The following is an 18,762-nucleotide window of genomic DNA, read 5'->3' as shown; positions in this document are numbered from 1 at the left end:
GACTGGACCAGGCAAAATCTTGCCTTGAAACCGCAGCGCCCGGTTTCTAGGGTCTCGCCGCAACACATAGAGGAAATCCCGCATGCCCCGTTCTGTGATCGAAGCGATCGGCAACACGCCCCTGATCCGGCTCAACAAGGCTTCGGAAGCGACCGGCTGTGAGATCCTGGGCAAGGCCGAGTTCATGAATCCGGGGCAGTCGGTCAAGGATCGGGCCGGCCTGTTCATCATCCGCGATGCCGAACAGCGCGGGCTGCTGAGGCCTGGAGGATTTATCGTCGAAGGTACAGCCGGTAACACCGGCATCGGCTTGACGCTGGTCGCCAAGGCGCTTGGCTACCGTACCGTGATCGTCATCCCCGACACGCAGAGCCAGGAAAAGAAGGACGTGATCAAGGTGCTCGGCGCCGAGCTGATCGAAGTGCCGGCGGTGCCCTACAAGAACCCGAACAACTACGTGAAGCTGTCCGGCCGCCTTGCCGAGCAACTGGCGCGCTCGGAGCCGAATGGCGCGATCTGGGCCAACCAGTTCGACAATGTCGCCAACCGCGACGGTCATATCCGCACGACCGCGCAGGAGATCTGGGCCCAGACAGGCGGCAAGGTCGATGGCTTCGTCTCGTCCGTCGGCTCCGGCGGCACGCTCGCTGGGGTCGCGCTCGGGCTCAAGGGCAAGAGCAAGGACGTGAAGATAGCGCTCGCCGATCCGCTGGGCGCCGCGCTCTACAGTTTCTACACCAGCGGCGAACTGAAATCCGACGGCAGCTCGATCACCGAAGGCATCGGCCAAGGCCGCATCACCGCCAATCTGGAAGACTTCACGCCGGATTTCTCCTTCCAGATACCGGACGAGGAAGCGTTGCCGATCATCTTCGACCTGATCCAGGAAGAGGGGCTCTGCGTCGGCGGCTCGACCGGCATCAACATCGCGGGCGCCGTCCGGCTGGCGCGCGAGCTCGGACCCGGCCATACCATCGTGACAATCCTCGCCGACTATGGCACGCGCTACCAGTCCAAGCTCTTCAACCCGGAATTCCTGCGTGGCAAGAACCTTCCGGTGCCGGGCTGGATGGAAGAGAAGGCCGACATTTCGGTGCCGTTCGAAAAGGTGGCATGATGGTGCGAAAGACCGAGGCGCTGTTTCGCGACGATGCCTATCAGGAGACTGCGGAAGCCGAGGTCGTCGCGATCAACGACCGTGGCGGCATCCTTCTCGACCGTACAGTCTTTTATGCAACGTCCGGCGGGCAGCCAGGCGACTACGGAACGTTCGAGCGAGCCGACGGCGGCCGCATCGCGATCGCCGCCACCATCACCGGCGAGACCAAGGACGAGATCATCCACGTGCCGGCGCCAGATCAGGCGCTGCCCTCGGTCGGTGAAAAACTGAAGCTTCTGATCGACTGGAAGCGACGGCACCTTCTGATGCGCATGCATTCCGCCTGCCACCTCCTGACGGTCGTCTGCCCGTTCCCGATCACCGGAGCGGCCGTTGCCGAGGACGACAGCCGTGTCGATTTCGACATTCCCGACGCCGGCTTCACGAAGGAGGATGTGACGGCGAGGTTGATGGAGCTGGTGCGCGCCGACCATCCGATCTTCACCCGGCTGATCACCGACGAGGAGCTCGCCGCCAATCCCGGCCTGGTCAAATCGAAGAACGTCCGCCCACCCGTCGGTACCGGCAAGATCCGCCTGGTCTGCATCGGAGAGAACGGCTCGATCGACAGCCAGCCTTGCGGCGGCACGCATGTGAAATCGACCGGCGAGGTCGGCGAGATCCATATCGGCAAGATCGAGAAGAAGGGTCGGGAGAACCGCCGCTTCCGCATCCGCTTCGGGCCGATGCCGGCGAACTGACGCCAAAGCGCAAGCGCAGGGAGAAAAACAGTGGCGCAAGACAGTCCTTTCATCGTCGACGCCGATTGGCTGCAAAAGCGGCTTGGCGAGCCCGGCCTCACCATCATCGACGCCTCCTGGTATCTGCCGGCGCAAAAGCGCGATGCCCGCGCCGAATATGACGCCGCTCATATTCCCGGCGCCCGCTTCCTCGATCAGGACGCGGTTTCCGATCCGGATTCGAAGCTGCCGCACACGCTGGCGTCTCCGCAGCACTTCGCCCAATATGTCGGCGCCATGGGCGTTTCGGCTGACGACACCATCGTCGTCTATGATGGGCCGGGCCTGTTCTCGGCGCCGCGCGCCTGGTGGATGTTCCGGGTCATGGGCGTCTTCCAGGTCTACATCCTGAACGGCGGCATCGACCGCTGGAAGGCCGAGGGGCGACCCGTGACGGCTGAGCCGACGAAGATCGCGCCGAGCGTCTTCTATGCCGATTTCGATGTGGGCCGGGTCGTCAGCCTCGACGAGATGCGCAGGATCGTCGCTAGCCGGGAGAGCCAGATCGCCGACGCGCGCTCTCCCGGCCGCTTCGCCGGAACCGATCCGGAGCCGCGCCAGGGCGTCCGTTCAGGCCATATGCCGGGCGCGCATAATGTTCCGATCACGGCGCTTGCCGAAAACGGCGAGCTGCTGTCCAAGGACCGCTTGCGCAGTGTGATAGAAGGTGCCGGCATCGACCTGTCGAAGCCGGTTGTGACCTCTTGCGGCTCGGGTATCACGGCGGCGGCGATCACGCTGGCGCTGGAGACGCTGGGCCATACCGACAACCGGCTTTACGACGGTTCCTGGACGGAATGGGGCGGTCTCAGCGACACGCCGGTGGTGACGGGGAAAGAATGATGGAAGACGGCGTGCCACACGATATCGACGTCACCGTCACGTTCCTGGAGATGCATGCGGCACCTGCGGTTTCGCCACCAATCCCCTACAACCGCCAGATCGCGCTGTTGAAGACCAAGGATATCCCGCTCCACTTCTACCGCTATTTAATCGATCGCGTCGGGCGCAAATGGCATTGGGTCAATGTGCTGAGGCTAAGCGACGAGGAGCTTGCAGCCGGTTTGCACCGCGAGGACCGTGATATCCGGGTGCTCTATCTCGACGGCGCTCCCGCCGGCTTCTTCGACCTCAAGCCGCATCTGCCGGACGAAGTGGAACTCGCCTATTTCGGCATGATGGAGCACGCGCACGGCCAGGGCATCGGCCGCTGGTTCCTTGGCGCCGCGATCTCGGCAGCTTGGGCACACGGGCCGAAGCGCGTCACCGTGCAGACCTGCACGCTCGACCATCCGGCGGCTCTTCCGCTTTACCAGAAGCTCGGCTTCACGCCGGTGGCGCAGAAGAAGGAAGTCGTGCATCCGCTCACCTTCGCCGAGCGCTCTGCCAGCGTCATGCGGCCTTAGAGCTGTCTACAATTCGGGCGGAATTACTCTGGGCCTGAATGTCGCGTTCATCGCCGCTTCAGACTGTCTTTGCCATTGTCCGGCCGCATTACAAGGCCGAGCTTACAGGAGAGAGACATGTTGACCCGACGTACATTTGCACTGGCCATGATTGCGGCAATAGCCATGCCGAGCCTGGCATCCGCGCAGGCGACCACGCCTTCAGCCGCGACCATAGAGCGCCAGCTCGACGCCGCCCCCAGGAAAAAGCTGCGCCCTAATGAACGCGTCACCATTCGCGAGTTCAAGCGCCGGCCGGATCTGCGGCGCATGGCGCGTTCGATCGACATCCAGTCGATCAATTTCGAGTTCGGCTCGGCCGCCATTGCGCCCTCGCAATACGGCAAGGTCGAAATCATTGCCGACGCGCTCCGTCGCATCCTGCGCCGCGACCGCGGCGCGCGTATCCTGATCGAGGGCCACACCGACGCCGTGGGCTCTTTCGAATCGAACCAGGTCCTGTCCGAACGCCGCGCCGCTTCCCTGAAGCGCACGCTTGTAGGCCAGTTCGGCGTGCCCGCCTACGCGCTGGAGACCGTCGGTTATGGCGAGGAATTCCTGCTTGTGCCGACCCAGCAGGAGAACTGGCGCAACCGCCGCGTGACGCTGCGCCGCTTCGACGATTTCGTGCGGTAACGCCCAAGCCGACGATGCCGATAATCGAGAGCCCGGTTTCAAAGCGGCCGGGCTCTTTCATATGCGCGCGCCGCCAGTCAGGAATCGGGTGGGAGGCACTGTCGCCAAGGCGTAATTTCCGGACATCGACACCGGAGATCTTGCCATGAGCATCCAGTTCAAAGCCTTGCCGACCGAAGCCGTGCGCGCCTTGCAGCGGGGAGGGCCCGATGCCTATGGCCGCACACCGGAGCACCGGATTTCCGACGACGACGGCGTGCCATGCAGGCATTGCCTCAAGAACGTCGCCGAGGGTGACGGCTACCTGATCCTTGCCTACCGGCCGTTCCCGGACCTGCAGCCCTACGCCGAAACCGGCCCGATCTTCCTTCATGCCGAGGAATGCGAGCGCGCCACCGAGGGAGATGCGCTGCCGCAGATGCTCGAAAGCAGCGACTATATCGTCAGGGGCTATGGCGAGGACGATCGCATCGTCTACGGCAGCGGCGCGGTCACGCCGACAGGCGACATCGCCGCTCGCGCGACAACACTGCTTGAGCGCGACGACATCGCCTACATCCATGTCCGTTCGGCGCGGAACAATTGCTACCAATGCCGCATTGAGCGGGCGTGACCCCAAAAAAAAGCCCGCCGATGGTCGGGCGGGCCGTTGGAGGGTCTGTGACAGAAGCTGTCGGCAAGTGCTGCCGGGGCCGGACTTTGTCCGACCCGGCAAGCAGCTCAAGCCGCCAGGCAACGGCACATGTCTAGGCATCTTTGCCGCGGAGCGAATGTGAAGCACTTCACACAAGGACGCATAGTGGCCGGAAAGATGAAAACCGGGCGCATTTCAAGACTGTCGTATTCCCGTCGTACTACCGCGCTAAAAAGCAATCGTTGATGATTTGTCGACCGCGGATGGACCGGCGGCAGGTCGCAACAATCGAGGAAGCGGGGCTTTTGCTCCGCTTTTTTGTTGCCCGATTTCTCGACGGAACCAGTCTAGCACGCAAGAAAAAGCCCGCCGGAATTACCCGGCGGGCGACTGGATGAAGCTGCGAGCTCGTCAGGCGGCAAGCACCGCCTTCGGCTCGACCATTTCATAGCCGAGCGCTTCGGCGACGGCGCGGTTGGTGATCTTGCCCTTATGGACATTGAGGCCGTTGCGCAGGTGATGATCGTCGACCAGCGCCTTGAGGCCCTTGTCGGCGAGCTGCAGGCCATAATGCAGCGTCGCGTTGTTGAGCGCGTGCGCCGAAGTGACCGGCACGGCGCCGGGCATGTTGGCGACGCAATAATGGATGACGCCATCGACCTCATAGGTCGGGTCGGCGTGGGTCGTGGCATGCGAGGTCTCGAAGCAGCCGCCCTGGTCGATCGCCACGTCGACCAGCACCGAACCCTTCTTCATCCCGGACAGCATTTCGCGGGAGACGAGCTTGGGCGCGGCGGCGCCCGGGATCAGCACGGCGCCGATAACGACGTCGGCCGAGAAGCATTCTTCTTCCAGCGCCTCGACGGTCGAGTAGCGTGTATGCACGCGGCCGCCGAAGATGTCGTCGAGCTGGCGCAGGCGCGGGATCGAACGGTCGATAATGGTGACGTCGGCGCCCAGGCCAACCGCCATCTTGGCCGCATGCAGGCCGACGACGCCGCCGCCGAGCACGGTGACCTTGCCGGGCAGCACGCCGGGCACGCCGCCAAGCAGCACGCCACGGCCGCCATTTGCCTTCTGCAGCGCGGTCGCGCCGGCCTGGATCGACAGGCGGCCGGCAACTTCCGACATCGGCGCGAGCAGCGGCAGACCGCCGCGGTCGTCGGTCACGGTTTCATAAGCGACGGCGGTGACGCCCGAACCGAGAAGGCCCCTGGTCTGCTCCGGATCCGGAGCCAGGTGGAGATAGGTGTAGAGGATCTGGCCGTCGCGCAGCTGGACCCATTCGTTGGGCTGCGGCTCCTTGACCTTGACGATCATGTCCGACTTGGCGAACACATCCGCGGCCGTCTTGGCGATGGTGGCGCCGGCGGCGCGATAGGCGTTGTCGTCGGCGCCGATGCCGGCGCCGGCGCCGGTCTCGACCAGCACTTCGTGGCCATGCGCGACATATTCGCGGACAGAGCCGGGCGTCAGGCCGACGCGGTATTCATGGTTCTTGATTTCCTTGGGGCAGCCGACACGCATTCTTCTTCTCCTGTGCGCCCTTCAAGGGCGCTCTCCCTGTCATTGGTGCATGCCATCAGCTCCAAACGTGGAGGCGACACGCAGTAATCGCAGTCAACCACGAATCGTTCCGTATGTGTTTGCGAATGCACTTGCGGCAATGGTCGCTCTTCGATAATCGTTGCGCGAAATGGCTGGAAATTCGCAGGAACCACGGAAAATGCCGCTCGACAGGATTGATATCGCCATTCTGGAGACTTTGCAGAAGGATGGCCGGATACCCAACGCGGCACTAGCCGAGAAGGTCGGCCTGTCGCAATCGGCCTGTTCGCGCCGGCTCGACAATCTGGAGAAAACCGGAACCATCCGCGGCTATCACGCCAGGCTCTCCAACGCCGCGCTCGGCCACCAGATGACGGCGATCGTGCATATATCGCTGTCGGGGCAATTCGAGAAGACGCTGTCGGATTTCGAGGCGGCGATCAAGCGCTGTCCGAACGTGCTCTCCTGCCATCTGATGTCGGGCGAATACGACTACATCCTGCGCATCGCGGCGAAGGATCTTGTCGACTATGAGCGCATCCACAAGGAATGGCTGTCGGCCATGCCGCATGTGACGAAGATCAACTCGTCCTTCGCGCTGCGCGAGATCGTCGACCGCACGGCGGTCGGCTTGAGGCCGGAGATGGCTTAATGCATGTCGCCCAAAAGCGCACAGCGGTTTTGGGAGAACGACATGCATCAAAACAGAGACTTAAAGCGCATCGACTGGATCCGTTTCAGTGCGATGCGCTTTAACGCCAAAGGCACACCCGGACGTCCTTCCCGACATAGCATGCGCCTTCACGGCGAAGTTCTCCCCAATCCCCTGGCGCACCGTGCGTTGCGCGAATGTCCGAGTTCCCATAGCCTTCCCAAACATCGCCGTCCTTGTAGACAACCGCCCAGTAATCCATGGACATTTCACCGGCCCCGCTATGCGTATCGGGATAGTCGATACCCGCAAAAACTTGCCGGGGTCCCTGGATATTGAAATCGCCGCCCTTCTCGATTTGGTAGGAGCATCTTCCGGATATGCGGGTGTGACCGTCAACAACAAGCAGGCAGCGGCCCCATTTATAACCGCTCGGCAGACGATGCTGTGGTTGCGCATGCGAAGGCGAAAGGGAAAACGCAATTGCAAGGGCAGCCGCTATAGTTCGTACGACCATCTTGTCATCCGTTGTGAAGCAGCCCGTCTAGAAAACGATCGGACGCTGTTGGATCTACCCAGGGCGCATGTCGAAACGGTCCCGCGGCAAGGTCCCCTCGAAGATCATACTATTTATCCACCAAGGCTGCTACGCGGCGGGAGTATGGATCGATTGAACGCGTTGGTCCGTAGCTGAGGTTTTTGGTCGGAGAGTCCCGGCCAACCGGCCTCGCTGCTGTCGTGTCCACATTTCAATTGTGAATCATATTCGCAGCGAAACAGAAATCCGGCCTTAGGCCTCGGTGACGATCCGATCCATCGGGATATCGTGCGGCTGCGGATAGATGGTCGCGATACGCTGCAGTTCGTAGCCGACGCCGATGACCAGCGGCTTGAACGGCATCGCGGCAAGCGTGCGGTCGAAGAAGCCGCCGCCATAGCCCAGCCGATACTTGCCGGGATCGATGCCGACGATGGGCGAAATCACGATGTCGGGCAGTACCGGATCGCCCACGGCCGGGATCGGAATATTCCAGACGCCCTTTTCCAACCGGTCGCCCTGTTTGTAGGCACGGAAGATCAGGGGGTGCTCCTTCTCGATGACGACAGGCAGCGCGGTGCGGCCGCCGCGCGCATTGACGGACGCCATCCATGGCCGCAAATCCGGCTCGCCGCGGAACGGCCAGTAAAGGCTGACCATACGGCCGCTGATCTCGCCGATAATCGCGTCGAGCCCTTCGGCGATACGCTGAGACATGGCCGTTCGCGCATCGGCCGAAACAGCAAGGCGAGCGGCGATAAGTCGTTCGCGTTCGGCCTTGCGCCAGCGTCTCACATCGGTCCAGTCGGATAGCGGCGCCCGGAATTCCGGATCGAGCTCGTGCATGAAGCAGGGCGGCGAGGAATACCGCGCCGGATCCTGGTCGTCATCATAATTGGCCATGCTTTGCCTCATAAGCGTGTTCGATGACGCTATACCTCGCGACACGATACAACATGTGCATTCACGACATCGGACGGCGACTCCCGGGTACCGTCCTTCTGTTGTTGCATTGCACAAAAATACCTACATCTGGGATAGGAAATCCTGCCGTCAGGGGTGAGCAAAATGAACCAAGCCAGCCATCACGTCGTTGTCGTCGGCGCCGGGTTCGGCGGCCTCGAGCTCACCCGCGCGCTGGCGGGTGCCGCGGTGCGTATCACCATGATCGACAAGCGCAACCACCATCTTTTTCAGCCGCTGCTTTACCAGGTGGCGACGACGTCGCTGGCGACCTCCGAGGTCGCCTGGCCGATTCGCCATCTGCTGCGCAGGCGCAAGGACGTGACGACGCTTCTGGGCAATGTCACCGGCGTCGACCGCGCCGGCAAACGCGCGCTGCTCGAGGACGGCAGCTCGGTTCCCTACGACACGCTGGTGCTCGCCACCGGCGCGCGCCATGCCTATTTCGGCCATGACGAATGGGAGCCTTTCGCGCCGGGGCTGAAGACGCTCGAGGATGCCACGACGATCCGCCGCCGCATCCTGCTCGCTTTCGAGCAGGCGGAGCGCGAGACCGATCCCGCGAAGCGCCAGGCGCTGCTGACGCTGGTCATCGTCGGCGGCGGACCGACCGGCGTCGAGCTTGCCGGCACCATCATCGAGCTCGCGCATGACACGTTGCGCGGCGAGTTCCGCAACATCGACACGCGGCAGGCGCGCGTCGTGCTGATCGAGGCCGGCGACCGGATCCTGGCCAATTTCGCGCCGCAGCTTTCCGACTATGCCCGCAAGGCCCTGGAACGGCTTGGCGTCACGGTCGAACTCGGGCGTCCGGTCACGCAACTGGATGCCGAAGGCGTCGTGTTCGGCGACAAGCGCCTGCCGGCAAGGACGATCATCTGGGCGGCCGGCGTGGCCGCTTCGCCGGCGGCCGAGTGGCTGGGGGTGCCGTCCGATCGGGCTGGCAGGGTGCTGGTCGAACCCGACCTCACCGTGCCGGGCAGCCCCGACATTTTCGTCATCGGCGACACCGCGCTTGTATTGCGGCCGGATGGAAAGCCGGTGCCCGGTGTGGCGCCGTCCGCCAAGCAGGAGGGGCGCCACGTCGCGGAGACGATCAAGGCGCGGCTTGCCGGCGACACCACGACGCGTCCCTTCCAATACCGGCATGCCGGGGACCTGGCGACAATCGGCAAGCGCGCCGCCGCGATCGACTTCGGCTGGATCAAGCTCACCGGCTGGCTCGCCTGGTGGCTCTGGGGCATCGCGCACATCTACTTCCTGATCGATTTCCGCAACCGCCTGGCGGTCTCGCTTAGCTGGCTATGGATATATTTTACCGGCCAGCGCAGCGCGCGCCTGATCACGCAAGGCGACGACGACAAGAACTGATTTCCTCGCGTCGTCCGCCACAGCGGATGCGGCCACACGCTCGTGAGGCGACGTGATGAGACCGCAATCGAGCATTTCCGCTGTGGCGGACGGCGGCGCGGATGGAAAAGCGACCCTCGCGCAAAAAGTGGTGAACTGGAACAATCGCCCCCGCTCCCGCACTGGTTCCGGCCGTTCACATGGGGTAGTTTTAGCCATGCGTTATGTGATCGTCATCGCCGCCGTCACCTTCTTCCTGTTCTGGGACGGCCTCTACAATCATGGCTATTACCTCGATGCGACCGTACGGGAAGTGTCGCGCATCGTACGCTACGTCACCGGGTAAAGGTCTCGCCAATTTTGCATTGCGGGCGCGACATCGTTGCCGGTTGACGCCCAGGCCTTGCTCCCACAGAAACACCGCTGAATCGACGATCAGGGAGGCTGGATTGATCCGGCACATCGTTTTCTTCAGCGTGCGGCGCAAGGAAGATGTCGAGGCTGTGCGCTCGGGCCTGCTGGCGCTCGGCAAGATTCCCCACTCGAGCCATTTCGAGGTGACGCTCAACACCAAGGTCGATCTGTTCTCCAACGCGATCGATGTGGTCGTCTATGCCGAATTCGAGGACGAGGCGGCCCTTGCCGCTTACAAGGCGCATCCGATCTATGCCGATACGACCCGCAAGGTGAAGCCGCTGCGCGATCTGCGCTATTCGGCGGATGTCGTGGCCGCGGCCTGAGCTTGCCGATCCGCTCCGCTTTGCTTGGTGCCTGAAGTTCGGACCTTGAACCGGTTTGCGGAATGAGGCACACCGCGCCGGTATGATCAAAACCTCGACCCATCCGCTCGACCATCTTGTATTACCGACACGGAGCCTCGATGTGGCGCGAGCGCGTTTGACCTCGCTCGGCTTTGTTGTCGCGGCGACCGGCATCCATCCTTTCGGAACCGAAAACGCCTGTGTCTTTTTCGCCGACGGCACTTATTTGGAGCCGCTGGCAGTGGGCGACGGACAGGTGGCTGAACGCGCGATAGGCGAGGGCAATGTTTTCATAGCGCGCGACCGCCTTTATCGCGAGCGGCTAGGCGAGGAGGGTTTTTCCGCTGTCGCGCTTGCAACCGCCAATGCCGATGCCGACCATATGCGCTTTGTCGAAGCCGGCCTTTCGGCCGGCGACATCCTGAGTTTTTCACGAGCGTTCACCGACACGAACGGAAAGAGCGATACAGCGTCGTTCAAGCTGGCCTTCGCGGCCGGCAAGGAGGCGCCGGATGCCTTCCTCTTCGCCTGCGAGCGCGTCAATGCGCCGAAGATCGATCGCACGGCGCTGCAGGCGCATGCCAATGGCGTAACCGGCATCGTCGAAGTGATCGCGGTCAGCGATGCGCCTTCCGCGCAGATCGGGCTGATCTCGACCGCCGCCGACGCGATTGCCGCCGGGGCGGGCGACGACACGGTGCGGCTGCCGAATGCAATCCTGAGTGTCGTCACGCCCGAAAGCTACGCCCAGCGCTTTGGTTTGCCGGCCGCGCCGTCGCCGCGTTTGCGGTTTCAGGCGATTGTCTTCTCGATCCGCGACAAAGCTTCGGCAGCACGCGCGCTTGCGGCCGGCGCGGTCGATCACAACATGAGCGGCAATGATATCGTCATTCCGCCGGCGCCCGGGCAGGGCGCCGCCTTCATCTTCCGGGAGATCCCATGAGCAAGCCCCAGGCGCCCAATTCATCGGTAACCGTCGGCAAGGTCGTCTTCGCCAACGATGCGCCGCTTTCGCTGATCGCCGGCCCGTGCCAGCTTGAATCGCGCCAGCATGCTTTCGACATGGCCGGCGCGCTGAAGGAACTGACGGAGAGGCTGGGTATCGGCCTCGTCTACAAGACCAGCTACGACAAGGCCAACCGCACCTCGCTGTCGGCGACGCGCGGCGCCGGGCTCGATGCGGCGATGCCGATCTTCGACGATCTGCGCAAGGCGTTCTCGCTACCGGTGCTGACCGACGTCCACACCGAGGAGCAATGCGCTATCGTCGCACCGCATGTCGATGTGCTGCAGATCCCGGCCTTCCTGTCGCGGCAGACCGACATGCTGGTCGCCGCGGCCAGGACCGGAAAGGTCATCAACGTGAAGAAGGGCCAGTTCCTCGCGCCCTGGGACATGAAGAACGTGGTGGCCAAGATCACCGGTTCCGGCAACCCGAATGTCCTGACCACCGAGCGCGGCGCCTCCTTTGGTTACAACACGCTGGTCTCGGACATGCGCGCGCTGCCGATCATGGCCGAGATCGGCGCTCCGGTGATTTTCGACGCCACCCATTCCGTGCAGCAGCCGGGCGGGCAGGGCGGTTCTTCCGGCGGCGAGCGCCGGTTCGTCGCGACACTGGCTTGTGCGGCAGTCGCAGTCGGTGTTGCCGGCGTCTTCATCGAAACCCATCAGGACCCGGACAATTCGACGTCTTCCGACGGACCCAACATGCTTCCGCTGAAGGACATGCCGTCGCTACTGGAAAAGCTGATGGCCTTCGACCGCATCGCCAAAGGCCGCTGATCCCGGCGGAGCAGGCCGATTCTGCGCTGCCTTGTGGTTGTACCGCGCCGGCGATACGCTCGTTTCCGCAACTGAGCGTCTTGGCAGGAGGAAGCCATGTCTGTCGCCCGCGTCACCGAAATCACGTCATCGTCCAGGAAGAGCTTTCAGGATGCCATCGAGACGGGCATCGCGCGCGCCGCGAAAACCTTGAAGAACGTCGAAGGCGCCTGGATCCAGGACCAGAAGATCGTTGTCCAGGACGGCAAGATTGCTGCCTACCGCGTCAACATGAAGGTGACGTTCATCCTGACGGACAGCTGAGCAAAAGTCGGGAACCTTCACCCACTCCTCTCATTGTCAATGCAGGGCATTCAACCGAGAGGAGCACCGCCATGACCACCCCGTCCGGGCATACCGAAGCCATTGCCGCCTCGCGCGTCATCGGCACGTCGGTCTACAACACCGAAGGCAAGAGCATTGGCAGCATCGAGGATGTGATGCTCGACAAGATGTCGAATGGCATCATGTTCGCCGTGATCGGTTTCGGCGGCTTCCTCGGCATGGGCGAGAAGTACCACGCGGTTCCGTGGGCGACCCTCGATTATGACGAGGACAGAGGCGGCTACGTCGTGCCCTTCACCAAGGATCAGCTGCAGGCCGCACCCGCATACTCGATCAAGGAGTTGACCGGAGCCGACGGCGAAGCGGCACGAGACGCCTCATTCCAATACTACCACGTGAAGCCCTACTGGCATTGACCGCTTGATCGGCGCGCGGAAATCAAGGGCCCCCGACGGAAAGCAGGGGGCCCTTGATGTTTGAACTACTCCGCCGCGTTGACAGTGGAGAGCTCCACCGAGCTTTGCTGGGGTTTCTGATCGTCGCACGATGTCAGGAACGCCGCCGCGATCAGGAACAAACTCACGATACCGCTCAACTGGGACATGGCGAAACTCCTCCTGTTTCGCCCCGCGCGAAGGCGACCATAGATGAGAAGACCGCGCAACGCGCATGACTTATGATGACAGAGATTTGCGCTTCGTGAATCGTGCCCGCGGCAATAATTGCGGCCCCGCCGATTGCCTTTTGCTCCGCTTTGGCTAAGAGGGGCGCGACGCTTCAATCGATCAATCGGGGACATCGCAAATGACCGCCATCATCGACATTGTCGGGCGTGAAATCCTGGACAGCCGTGGCAATCCAACCGTCGAGGTCGATGTGGTGCTGGAGGACGGCTCGATGGGCCGCGCCGCGGTGCCGTCGGGCGCATCGACCGGCGCGCATGAGGCGGTCGAGCTGCGTGACGGCGGGCCGCGCTATCTCGGCAAGGGCGTCCAGCGCGCCGTCGAGGCGGTGAACGGCGAGCTGTTCGAGGCGATCGGCGGCATGGAAGCCGAGAACCAGATCCATATCGACCAGACGATGATCGAGCTTGACGGCACGCCGAACAAGAGCCGCCTCGGCGCCAACGCCATCCTCGGCGTGTCGCTGGCTGTCGCCAAGGCCGCGGCGGAAGCCGCAGGCCTGCCGCTCTACCGCTATGTCGGCGGCACCAAGGCGCACATCCTGCCGGTGCCGATGATGAACATCATCAATGGCGGCGCCCATGCCGACAACCCGATCGACTTCCAGGAATTCATGATCCTGCCGATCGGCGCGCCGACGCTGCGCGACGGCGTGCGCTGGGGCTCGGAGATTTTCCACACGCTGCGCAAGAAGCTCAAGGATGCCGGCCACAACACCAATGTCGGCGACGAAGGCGGCTTCGCCCCCAATCTGAAGAGCGCGCCGGCAGCGCTGGATTTCATCATGGAATCGATCGAGAAGGCCGGCTTCAAGCCGGGCGAGGATGTCGCGCTCGGCCTCGACTGCGCCGCCAACGAGTTCTTCAAGGACGGCAACTATGTCTATGAGGGCGAGAAGAAGACCCGCGATCCGAAGGCGCAGGCCAGGTACCTCGCCAAGCTGGCTGCCGACTACCCGATCATCACCATCGAGGACGGCCTCGCCGAGGACGACTGGGAAGGCTGGAAGATCCTGACCGACCTGATCGGCAAGAAGATCCAGCTCGTCGGCGACGACCTCTTCGTCACCAACACAGCGCGGCTGCGCGACGGCATCCGCATGGGCGTCGCCAATTCGATCCTGGTCAAGGTCAACCAGATCGGCTCGCTGACCGAGACGCTCGACGCCGTCGAGACCGCGCACAAGGCCGGCTACACCGCCGTCATGTCGCACCGCTCGGGCGAGACCGAGGATTCGACCATCGCCGACCTCGCCGTCGCCACCAATTGCGGGCAGATCAAGACCGGCTCGCTGTCGCGCTCCGACCGCATGGCCAAGTACAACCAGCTCATCCGCATCGAGGAAGAGCTCGGCAAGCAGGCGCACTATGCCGGCAAGTCAGTGGTCAAGGGCTGATCCAGTCTGTTCGAGCAATCCGAAGGGGCGGGTCGATCCCGCCCTTTTTTGTTTCCGGCCATCCTGGACCAGGCCGCCCGTAACCGTCCATTAAGCACAATCGGGCGAAATACGATTCATGGTCGCTTGCGTTCGCGGCCGCGAGGGTTCGGGTCATGTGGACACGTCAGCATAAGCAGAGAAACACCGGCAGGCTGATCATCCCCTCGCTCTGCGTGCTCTTCCTGGCCTATTTCGGCTTCCATGCCTATCACGGCGAGTTCGGCATCTACTCCAAGTACCGGCTTGAAGCTCGAAAGGTCGAGTTGCAGACCCAGCTTGATGCCGTCAAGGCGCGCCGGATCGACTTCGAGCGCCGCGTCCAGCTGATGCATGAAGGCACGCTGGAGAAGGATATGCTTGACGAGCAGGCCCGAAAGGCGCTCAATTTGTCCCAACCCGACGAAATCACCATCATGTTGCCCGCCTCGACGAAATAACCGAGTTTCGGTTAATCGCCTTTATTTGCAACGATTCTAATCGCTTAGATGCATGCCAGCCATGCATTTTTCAGCATGGCGGAATGCATCCTTGCGTGTTAGCTTCCTTTAAATCGGTGGGGAGGCGATCGATCTCCCTGAATGTCCGCAAAGAGACGCCAACAGGGAGTGACGCATGGCCACCGCCGCCAAAAAAGCGCCCGCCAAATCCAGATCCGACAAACAGCCTAATCTGTCAGCGCCCAAGCCGGCGGATTTCACCAAGGAAGAAGAGCTTTCCGCCTACCGGCGCATGCTGCTGATCCGCCGCTTCGAGGAAAAGGCCGGCCAGCTCTACGGCATGGGCTTCATCGGCGGCTTCTGCCACCTCTATATCGGCCAGGAGGCCGTCGTCACCGGCATGAAGATGGCGCTGGTCGAGGGCGACCAAATGATCACCGCCTATCGCGACCACGGTCACATGCTGGCGATGGAGCTGTCGCCACGCGGCGTCATGGCCGAGCTCACCGGGCGCCGCGGCGGCCTGTCGAAGGGCAAAGGCGGCTCAATGCACATGTTCTCCAAGGAGAAGCATTTCTATGGCGGCCATGGCATCGTCGGCGCACAGGTGTCGCTCGGCACCGGCCTCGCCTTCGCCAATCGCTACCGCGACAACAAGAACGTTTCGCTGACCTATTTCGGCGACGGCGCCGCCAACCAGGGCCAGGTCTATGAAAGCTTCAACATGGCCTCGCTGTGGAAGCTGCCGGTGATCTACATCATCGAGAACAACCGCTACGCCATGGGCACGTCCGTGTCGCGCTCGTCGGCCGAGACCGATTTTTCGCATCGTGGCGCTTCCTTCAAGATACCGGGCATCCAGGTCGACGGCATGGACGTCCGCGCCGTGAAATCGGCTGCCGATCTCGCCACCGAATGGTGCCGTGCCGGCAACGGCCCGCTGATCCTCGAAATGCAGACCTACCGCTATCGCGGCCACTCCATGTCCGACCCGGCGAAGTACCGCTCCAAGGAAGAAGTGCAAAAGATGCGCTCCGAGCATGACCCGATCGAGCAGGTCAAGGCACGCCTGACAGCCAAGAAATGGGCTAGCGAGGACGAGCTCAAAGCCATCGACAAGGAAGTCCGCGACATTGTCGCCGACGCCGCCGAATTCGCCCAGCACGACGCAGAGCCGGATCCGTCCGAGCTCTGGACCGACATCGTACTCTAAGGAGAGGGCAAGGACATGCCGATCGAAATTCTCATGCCCGCGCTCTCGCCGACGATGGAAGAGGGCAATGTTTCCAAATGGTTGAAGAACGAAGGCGACAAGGTCGTCGCCGGTGACGTCATCGCCGAGATCGAGACCGACAAGGCGACGATGGAAGTCGAAGCCGTCGACGAAGGCACGCTCGCCAAGATCGTGGTTCCCGCCGGCACCGAAGGCGTCAAGGTCAATGCGGTGATCGCCGTGCTTGCCGTCGACGGTGAAGACGTCGACAAGGCCGGCGAAGGCATCGGCGAAGAGCCGGCCAAGGGTGAGGCCGCCGCGCCGGCGCCCGCCGCTGCCAAGAGCGACGCTGCCGCCCCCGTTGCCGCCGCGCCGAAGACGGAAGTCGCCGCCGACCCGGACATCCCCGCCGGTACCGAAATGGTTTCGACCACGGTGCGTGAAGCGCTCCGCGACGCCATGGCCGAGGAAATGCGCCGCGACGGCGACGTCTTCGTCATGGGCGAGGAGGTCGCCGAGTACCAGGGCGCCTACAAGATCACGCAAGGCCTGCTGCAGGAATTCGGCTCGCGGCGCGTGGTCGACACGCCGATCACCGAGCACGGCTTTGCCGGCGTCGGCGTGGGTGCCGCGATGGCCGGGCTGAAGCCGATCGTCGAGTTCATGACCTTCAACTTCGCCATGCAGGCGATCGACCAGATCATCAATTCGGCCGCCAAGACGCTCTATATGTCGGGTGGCCAGATGGGCGCGCCGATCGTGTTCCGTGGTCCGAACGGCGCGGCGGCCCGCGTCGCCGCCCAGCACTCGCAGTGCTATGCAGCCTGGTACAGCCACATCCCGGGTCTCAAGGTGGTGATGCCTTATACGGCGGCCGACGCCAAGGGCCTGCTCAAGGCTGCGATCCGCGATCCGAACCCGGTCATCTTCCTCGAGAATGAAATCCTTTACGGCCATTCCTTCGACGTGCCCAAGCTCGACGATTTCGTGCTGCCGATCGGCAAGGCGCGCATCCACAAGCAGGGCAAGGACGTCACCATCGTCTCCTTCGGCATCGGCATGACCTATGCGCTGAAGGCGGAAGCCGAATTGCGCGGCATGGGCATCGATGCCGAGATCATCGATCTGAGGACCGTCCGGCCGCTCGACTTCGACACCATCATCGCCTCGGTGAAGAAGACCAACCGGCTGGTGGTGGTGGAAGAGGGCTATCCGCAGAACTCGGTCGGCGACCACATCGCCAGTCAGGTGTCGCAGCGCGCCTTCGACTTCCTCGACGCGCCGGTGATCACCATTGCCGGCAAGGACGTGCCGATGCCTTATGCGGCGAACCTCGAAAAGCTGGCGCTGCCAAACGTCGGCGAGGTCGTCGAGGCGGTCAAAGCAGTCAGCTATCGCTAGGAAACAGCTCGTATGCCGTCCTTCTGGGTTCTGGCTGCCGTCATCATACCTACCGTCGCGGTGGCCTTTTTCGTGCGCCGCATGACCGGGAAGTTCGATGCGGTTCTGCTGATGCTCAGCGGCGCCGCTTCGCTTGTCCTTGCAATTGTTGCAACCGGCGCCGCACAGCTTGATCAGACCGGTGGCATGATGAGCCTCGAAATGAGCAAAACCAGCTTCCATTTCGGGTTCTTGCCACCCGTCTTCATTGTCGCCACGCTGACCGTCATGCGCGGCCTGTTCAAATTCATTCAGGAGTGAGCGATGCCTATCAACATCACCATGCCGGCGCTCTCGCCCACGATGGAAGAAGGCAATCTTTCCAAGTGGTTGGTCAAGGAAGGCGACAAGGTTGCGCCGGGTGACGTGATCGCCGAGATCGAGACCGACAAGGCGACGATGGAAGTCGAAGCCGTCGATGAAGGCACGGTCGCCAAGCTGGTGGTTCCCGCCGGCACCGAAGGCGTCAAGGTCAACGCGCTGATCGCCATCCTGGCCGGTGAAGGCGAGGATGCCGGCGCCGCGGCCAAGAGCGGCGCCGCCGCTGCGCCCAAGGCTGAAGCTGCGAAAGCGGATGCCCCGAAGGCCGAGGCGCCCAAGGAAGCGCCCAAGCCGGCAGCAGCCGCTGCGGCGCCCGCGCCGGCGAAGGCCGAGCCAGCTCCCGCCGCCAATGGCCACGCCGCTGGCGATCGCGTCTTCGCATCGCCGCTGGCTCGCCGCATCGCCAAGGATGCCGGCGTCGATGTCGCGGCGGTGATCGGCTCCGGCCCGCATGGCCGTGTGGTGAAAGTCGATGTCGAGGCGGCGATCGCTTCCGGCGGCGCCAAGGCCGCTCCGGCTGCGAAGGCGCCTGCCGGCGCTCCGGCCCTTGCGCCGAAGCCGATGTCGGACGACCAGGTGCTGAAACTGTTCGCCGAAGGCTCCTATGAACTCGTCCCGCATGACAACATGCGCAAGACCATCGCGCGCCGCCTGGTCGAGGCCAAGTCCACCATCCCGCATTTCTATCTGACGCT

General features: G+C 63.0%; 23 protein-coding genes. 20 read left to right on the top strand and 3 right to left on the bottom strand.

The genetic code is table 11. The features are described from left to right. The first annotated feature begins 82 nt into the window (after positions 1-82). From YU3_RS0134075 to YU3_RS0134050, 6 genes are all read left to right on the top strand, one after another. Positions 83-1,117 (top strand): cysteine synthase A, encoded by a 1,035-nt coding sequence (locus tag YU3_RS0134075; protein WP_027170331.1) that lies wholly within the window; start codon positions 83-85, stop codon positions 1,115-1,117. After that, the gene (locus tag YU3_RS0134070) at positions 1,117-1,860 is read left to right on the top strand and encodes an alanyl-tRNA editing protein (RefSeq protein ID WP_027170330.1); all 744 of its coding nucleotides are present in this window, start codon (positions 1,117-1,119) and stop codon (positions 1,858-1,860) included. The genes YU3_RS0134075 and YU3_RS0134070 overlap by 1 nt, the downstream gene beginning before the upstream one ends. Before the next feature lie 30 nt (positions 1,861-1,890). Beyond that, positions 1,891-2,742: a 3-mercaptopyruvate sulfurtransferase gene (gene sseA, locus YU3_RS0134065; protein WP_027170329.1), complete on the top strand. Its 852-nt coding sequence runs from the start codon at positions 1,891-1,893 to the stop codon at positions 2,740-2,742. Then, positions 2,742-3,305 (top strand): GNAT family N-acetyltransferase, encoded by a 564-nt coding sequence (locus YU3_RS0134060; RefSeq protein WP_027170328.1) that lies wholly within the window; start codon positions 2,742-2,744, stop codon positions 3,303-3,305. The genes sseA and YU3_RS0134060 overlap by 1 nt, the downstream gene beginning before the upstream one ends. A gap of 117 nt (positions 3,306-3,422) precedes the next feature. Beyond that, complete coding sequence (locus tag YU3_RS0134055) at positions 3,423-3,980, top strand: OmpA family protein (protein WP_027170327.1); 558 nt, start codon at positions 3,423-3,425, stop codon at positions 3,978-3,980. A 145-nt stretch (positions 3,981-4,125) separates the two neighbouring features. After that, positions 4,126-4,593: a DUF1203 domain-containing protein gene (locus YU3_RS0134050; RefSeq protein WP_027170326.1), complete on the top strand. Its 468-nt coding sequence runs from the start codon at positions 4,126-4,128 to the stop codon at positions 4,591-4,593. Positions 4,594-5,025: 432 nt separating this feature from the next. On the opposite strand, the gene ald is transcribed toward YU3_RS0134050, so the two are convergent. Beyond that, the gene (gene ald, locus YU3_RS0134045) at positions 5,026-6,141 is read right to left on the bottom strand and encodes an alanine dehydrogenase (protein ID WP_027170325.1); all 1,116 of its coding nucleotides are present in this window, start codon (positions 6,139-6,141) and stop codon (positions 5,026-5,028) included. A 199-nt stretch (positions 6,142-6,340) separates the two neighbouring features. Between ald and YU3_RS0134040 the strand changes: the two genes are divergently transcribed. Then, a complete protein-coding gene (locus YU3_RS0134040; RefSeq protein ID WP_027170324.1) occupies positions 6,341-6,814 on the top strand; it encodes an Lrp/AsnC family transcriptional regulator in 474 nt (157 codons plus the stop codon). A 790-nt stretch (positions 6,815-7,604) separates the two neighbouring features. Here YU3_RS0134040 and YU3_RS0134035 read toward each other — a convergent pair. Continuing rightward, positions 7,605-8,255 carry a 5-formyltetrahydrofolate cyclo-ligase gene (locus tag YU3_RS0134035; protein WP_027170323.1) on the bottom strand — a complete coding sequence of 217 codons (651 nt, stop codon included), beginning with the start codon at positions 8,253-8,255 and terminating at the stop codon, positions 7,605-7,607. Between the two features lie 165 nt (positions 8,256-8,420). Between YU3_RS0134035 and YU3_RS0134030 the strand changes: the two genes are divergently transcribed. The 7 genes from YU3_RS0134030 to YU3_RS0134000 all read left to right on the top strand — a co-directional run bounded on the left by YU3_RS0134030 (position 8,421) and on the right by YU3_RS0134000 (position 12,951). Next, entirely contained in the window at positions 8,421-9,686 is a 1,266-nt protein-coding gene (locus YU3_RS0134030) for an NAD(P)/FAD-dependent oxidoreductase (protein ID WP_027170322.1), read from the top strand. Between the two features lie 196 nt (positions 9,687-9,882). Then, a complete protein-coding gene (locus tag YU3_RS42200; RefSeq protein WP_280798889.1) occupies positions 9,883-10,011 on the top strand; it encodes a hypothetical protein in 129 nt (42 codons plus the stop codon). 103 nt (positions 10,012-10,114) lie between these two features. Then, positions 10,115-10,405, top strand: a complete 291-nt coding sequence (locus YU3_RS0134020) for a Dabb family protein (protein ID WP_027170321.1) — start codon at positions 10,115-10,117, stop codon at positions 10,403-10,405. An 82-nt stretch (positions 10,406-10,487) separates the two neighbouring features. After that, a complete protein-coding gene (locus YU3_RS0134015) occupies positions 10,488-11,369 on the top strand; it encodes a VOC family protein (RefSeq protein ID WP_027170320.1) in 882 nt (293 codons plus the stop codon). Further along, positions 11,366-12,211: a 3-deoxy-8-phosphooctulonate synthase gene (gene kdsA / locus YU3_RS0134010; RefSeq protein WP_027170319.1), complete on the top strand. Its 846-nt coding sequence runs from the start codon at positions 11,366-11,368 to the stop codon at positions 12,209-12,211. Before YU3_RS0134015 ends, kdsA begins: the two co-directional genes overlap by 4 nt. A 96-nt stretch (positions 12,212-12,307) precedes the next feature. Further along, a complete protein-coding gene (locus YU3_RS0134005; protein WP_027170318.1) occupies positions 12,308-12,514 on the top strand; it encodes a dodecin family protein in 207 nt (68 codons plus the stop codon). Between the two features lie 71 nt (positions 12,515-12,585). Next, positions 12,586-12,951, top strand: a complete 366-nt coding sequence (locus YU3_RS0134000; protein ID WP_027170317.1) for a PRC-barrel domain-containing protein — start codon at positions 12,586-12,588, stop codon at positions 12,949-12,951. Between the two features lie 65 nt (positions 12,952-13,016). On the opposite strand, the gene YU3_RS42195 is transcribed toward YU3_RS0134000, so the two are convergent. Beyond that, on the bottom strand, positions 13,017-13,139 hold the full coding sequence (locus YU3_RS42195) for a hypothetical protein (RefSeq protein ID WP_280798885.1): 123 nt from the start codon (positions 13,137-13,139) through the stop codon (positions 13,017-13,019). Between the two features lie 200 nt (positions 13,140-13,339). On the opposite strand from YU3_RS42195, the gene eno reads away from it, so the two are divergent. From eno to YU3_RS0133965, 6 genes are all read left to right on the top strand, one after another. Then, entirely contained in the window at positions 13,340-14,614 is a 1,275-nt protein-coding gene (gene eno / locus YU3_RS0133990) for a phosphopyruvate hydratase (RefSeq protein WP_027170316.1), read from the top strand. A gap of 155 nt (positions 14,615-14,769) precedes the next feature. Further along, complete coding sequence (locus tag YU3_RS0133985) at positions 14,770-15,093, top strand: septum formation initiator family protein (RefSeq protein ID WP_027170315.1); 324 nt, start codon at positions 14,770-14,772, stop codon at positions 15,091-15,093. A 175-nt stretch (positions 15,094-15,268) separates the two neighbouring features. Beyond that, positions 15,269-16,306: a pyruvate dehydrogenase (acetyl-transferring) E1 component subunit alpha gene (gene pdhA / locus YU3_RS0133980; RefSeq protein WP_027170314.1), complete on the top strand. Its 1,038-nt coding sequence runs from the start codon at positions 15,269-15,271 to the stop codon at positions 16,304-16,306. A gap of 15 nt (positions 16,307-16,321) precedes the next feature. Then, positions 16,322-17,707 carry a pyruvate dehydrogenase complex E1 component subunit beta gene (locus YU3_RS0133975; RefSeq protein WP_027170313.1) on the top strand — a complete coding sequence of 462 codons (1,386 nt, stop codon included), beginning with the start codon at positions 16,322-16,324 and terminating at the stop codon, positions 17,705-17,707. 12 nt (positions 17,708-17,719) lie between these two features. Continuing rightward, a complete protein-coding gene (locus YU3_RS0133970) occupies positions 17,720-18,007 on the top strand; it encodes a hypothetical protein (protein WP_027170312.1) in 288 nt (95 codons plus the stop codon). A gap of 3 nt (positions 18,008-18,010) precedes the next feature. Further along, the coding region (locus YU3_RS0133965) for a biotin/lipoyl-containing protein (RefSeq protein WP_027170311.1) at positions 18,011-18,762 on the top strand (752 nt) is incomplete at its 3' end.

The organism is Mesorhizobium sp. WSM3224, assembly GCF_000427725.1.
Lineage (GTDB): Bacteria > Pseudomonadota > Alphaproteobacteria > Rhizobiales > Rhizobiaceae > Mesorhizobium.
Note: the sequence above shows the minus strand (reverse complement) of the source record. Positions and strands in the feature narration are given on the sequence as shown.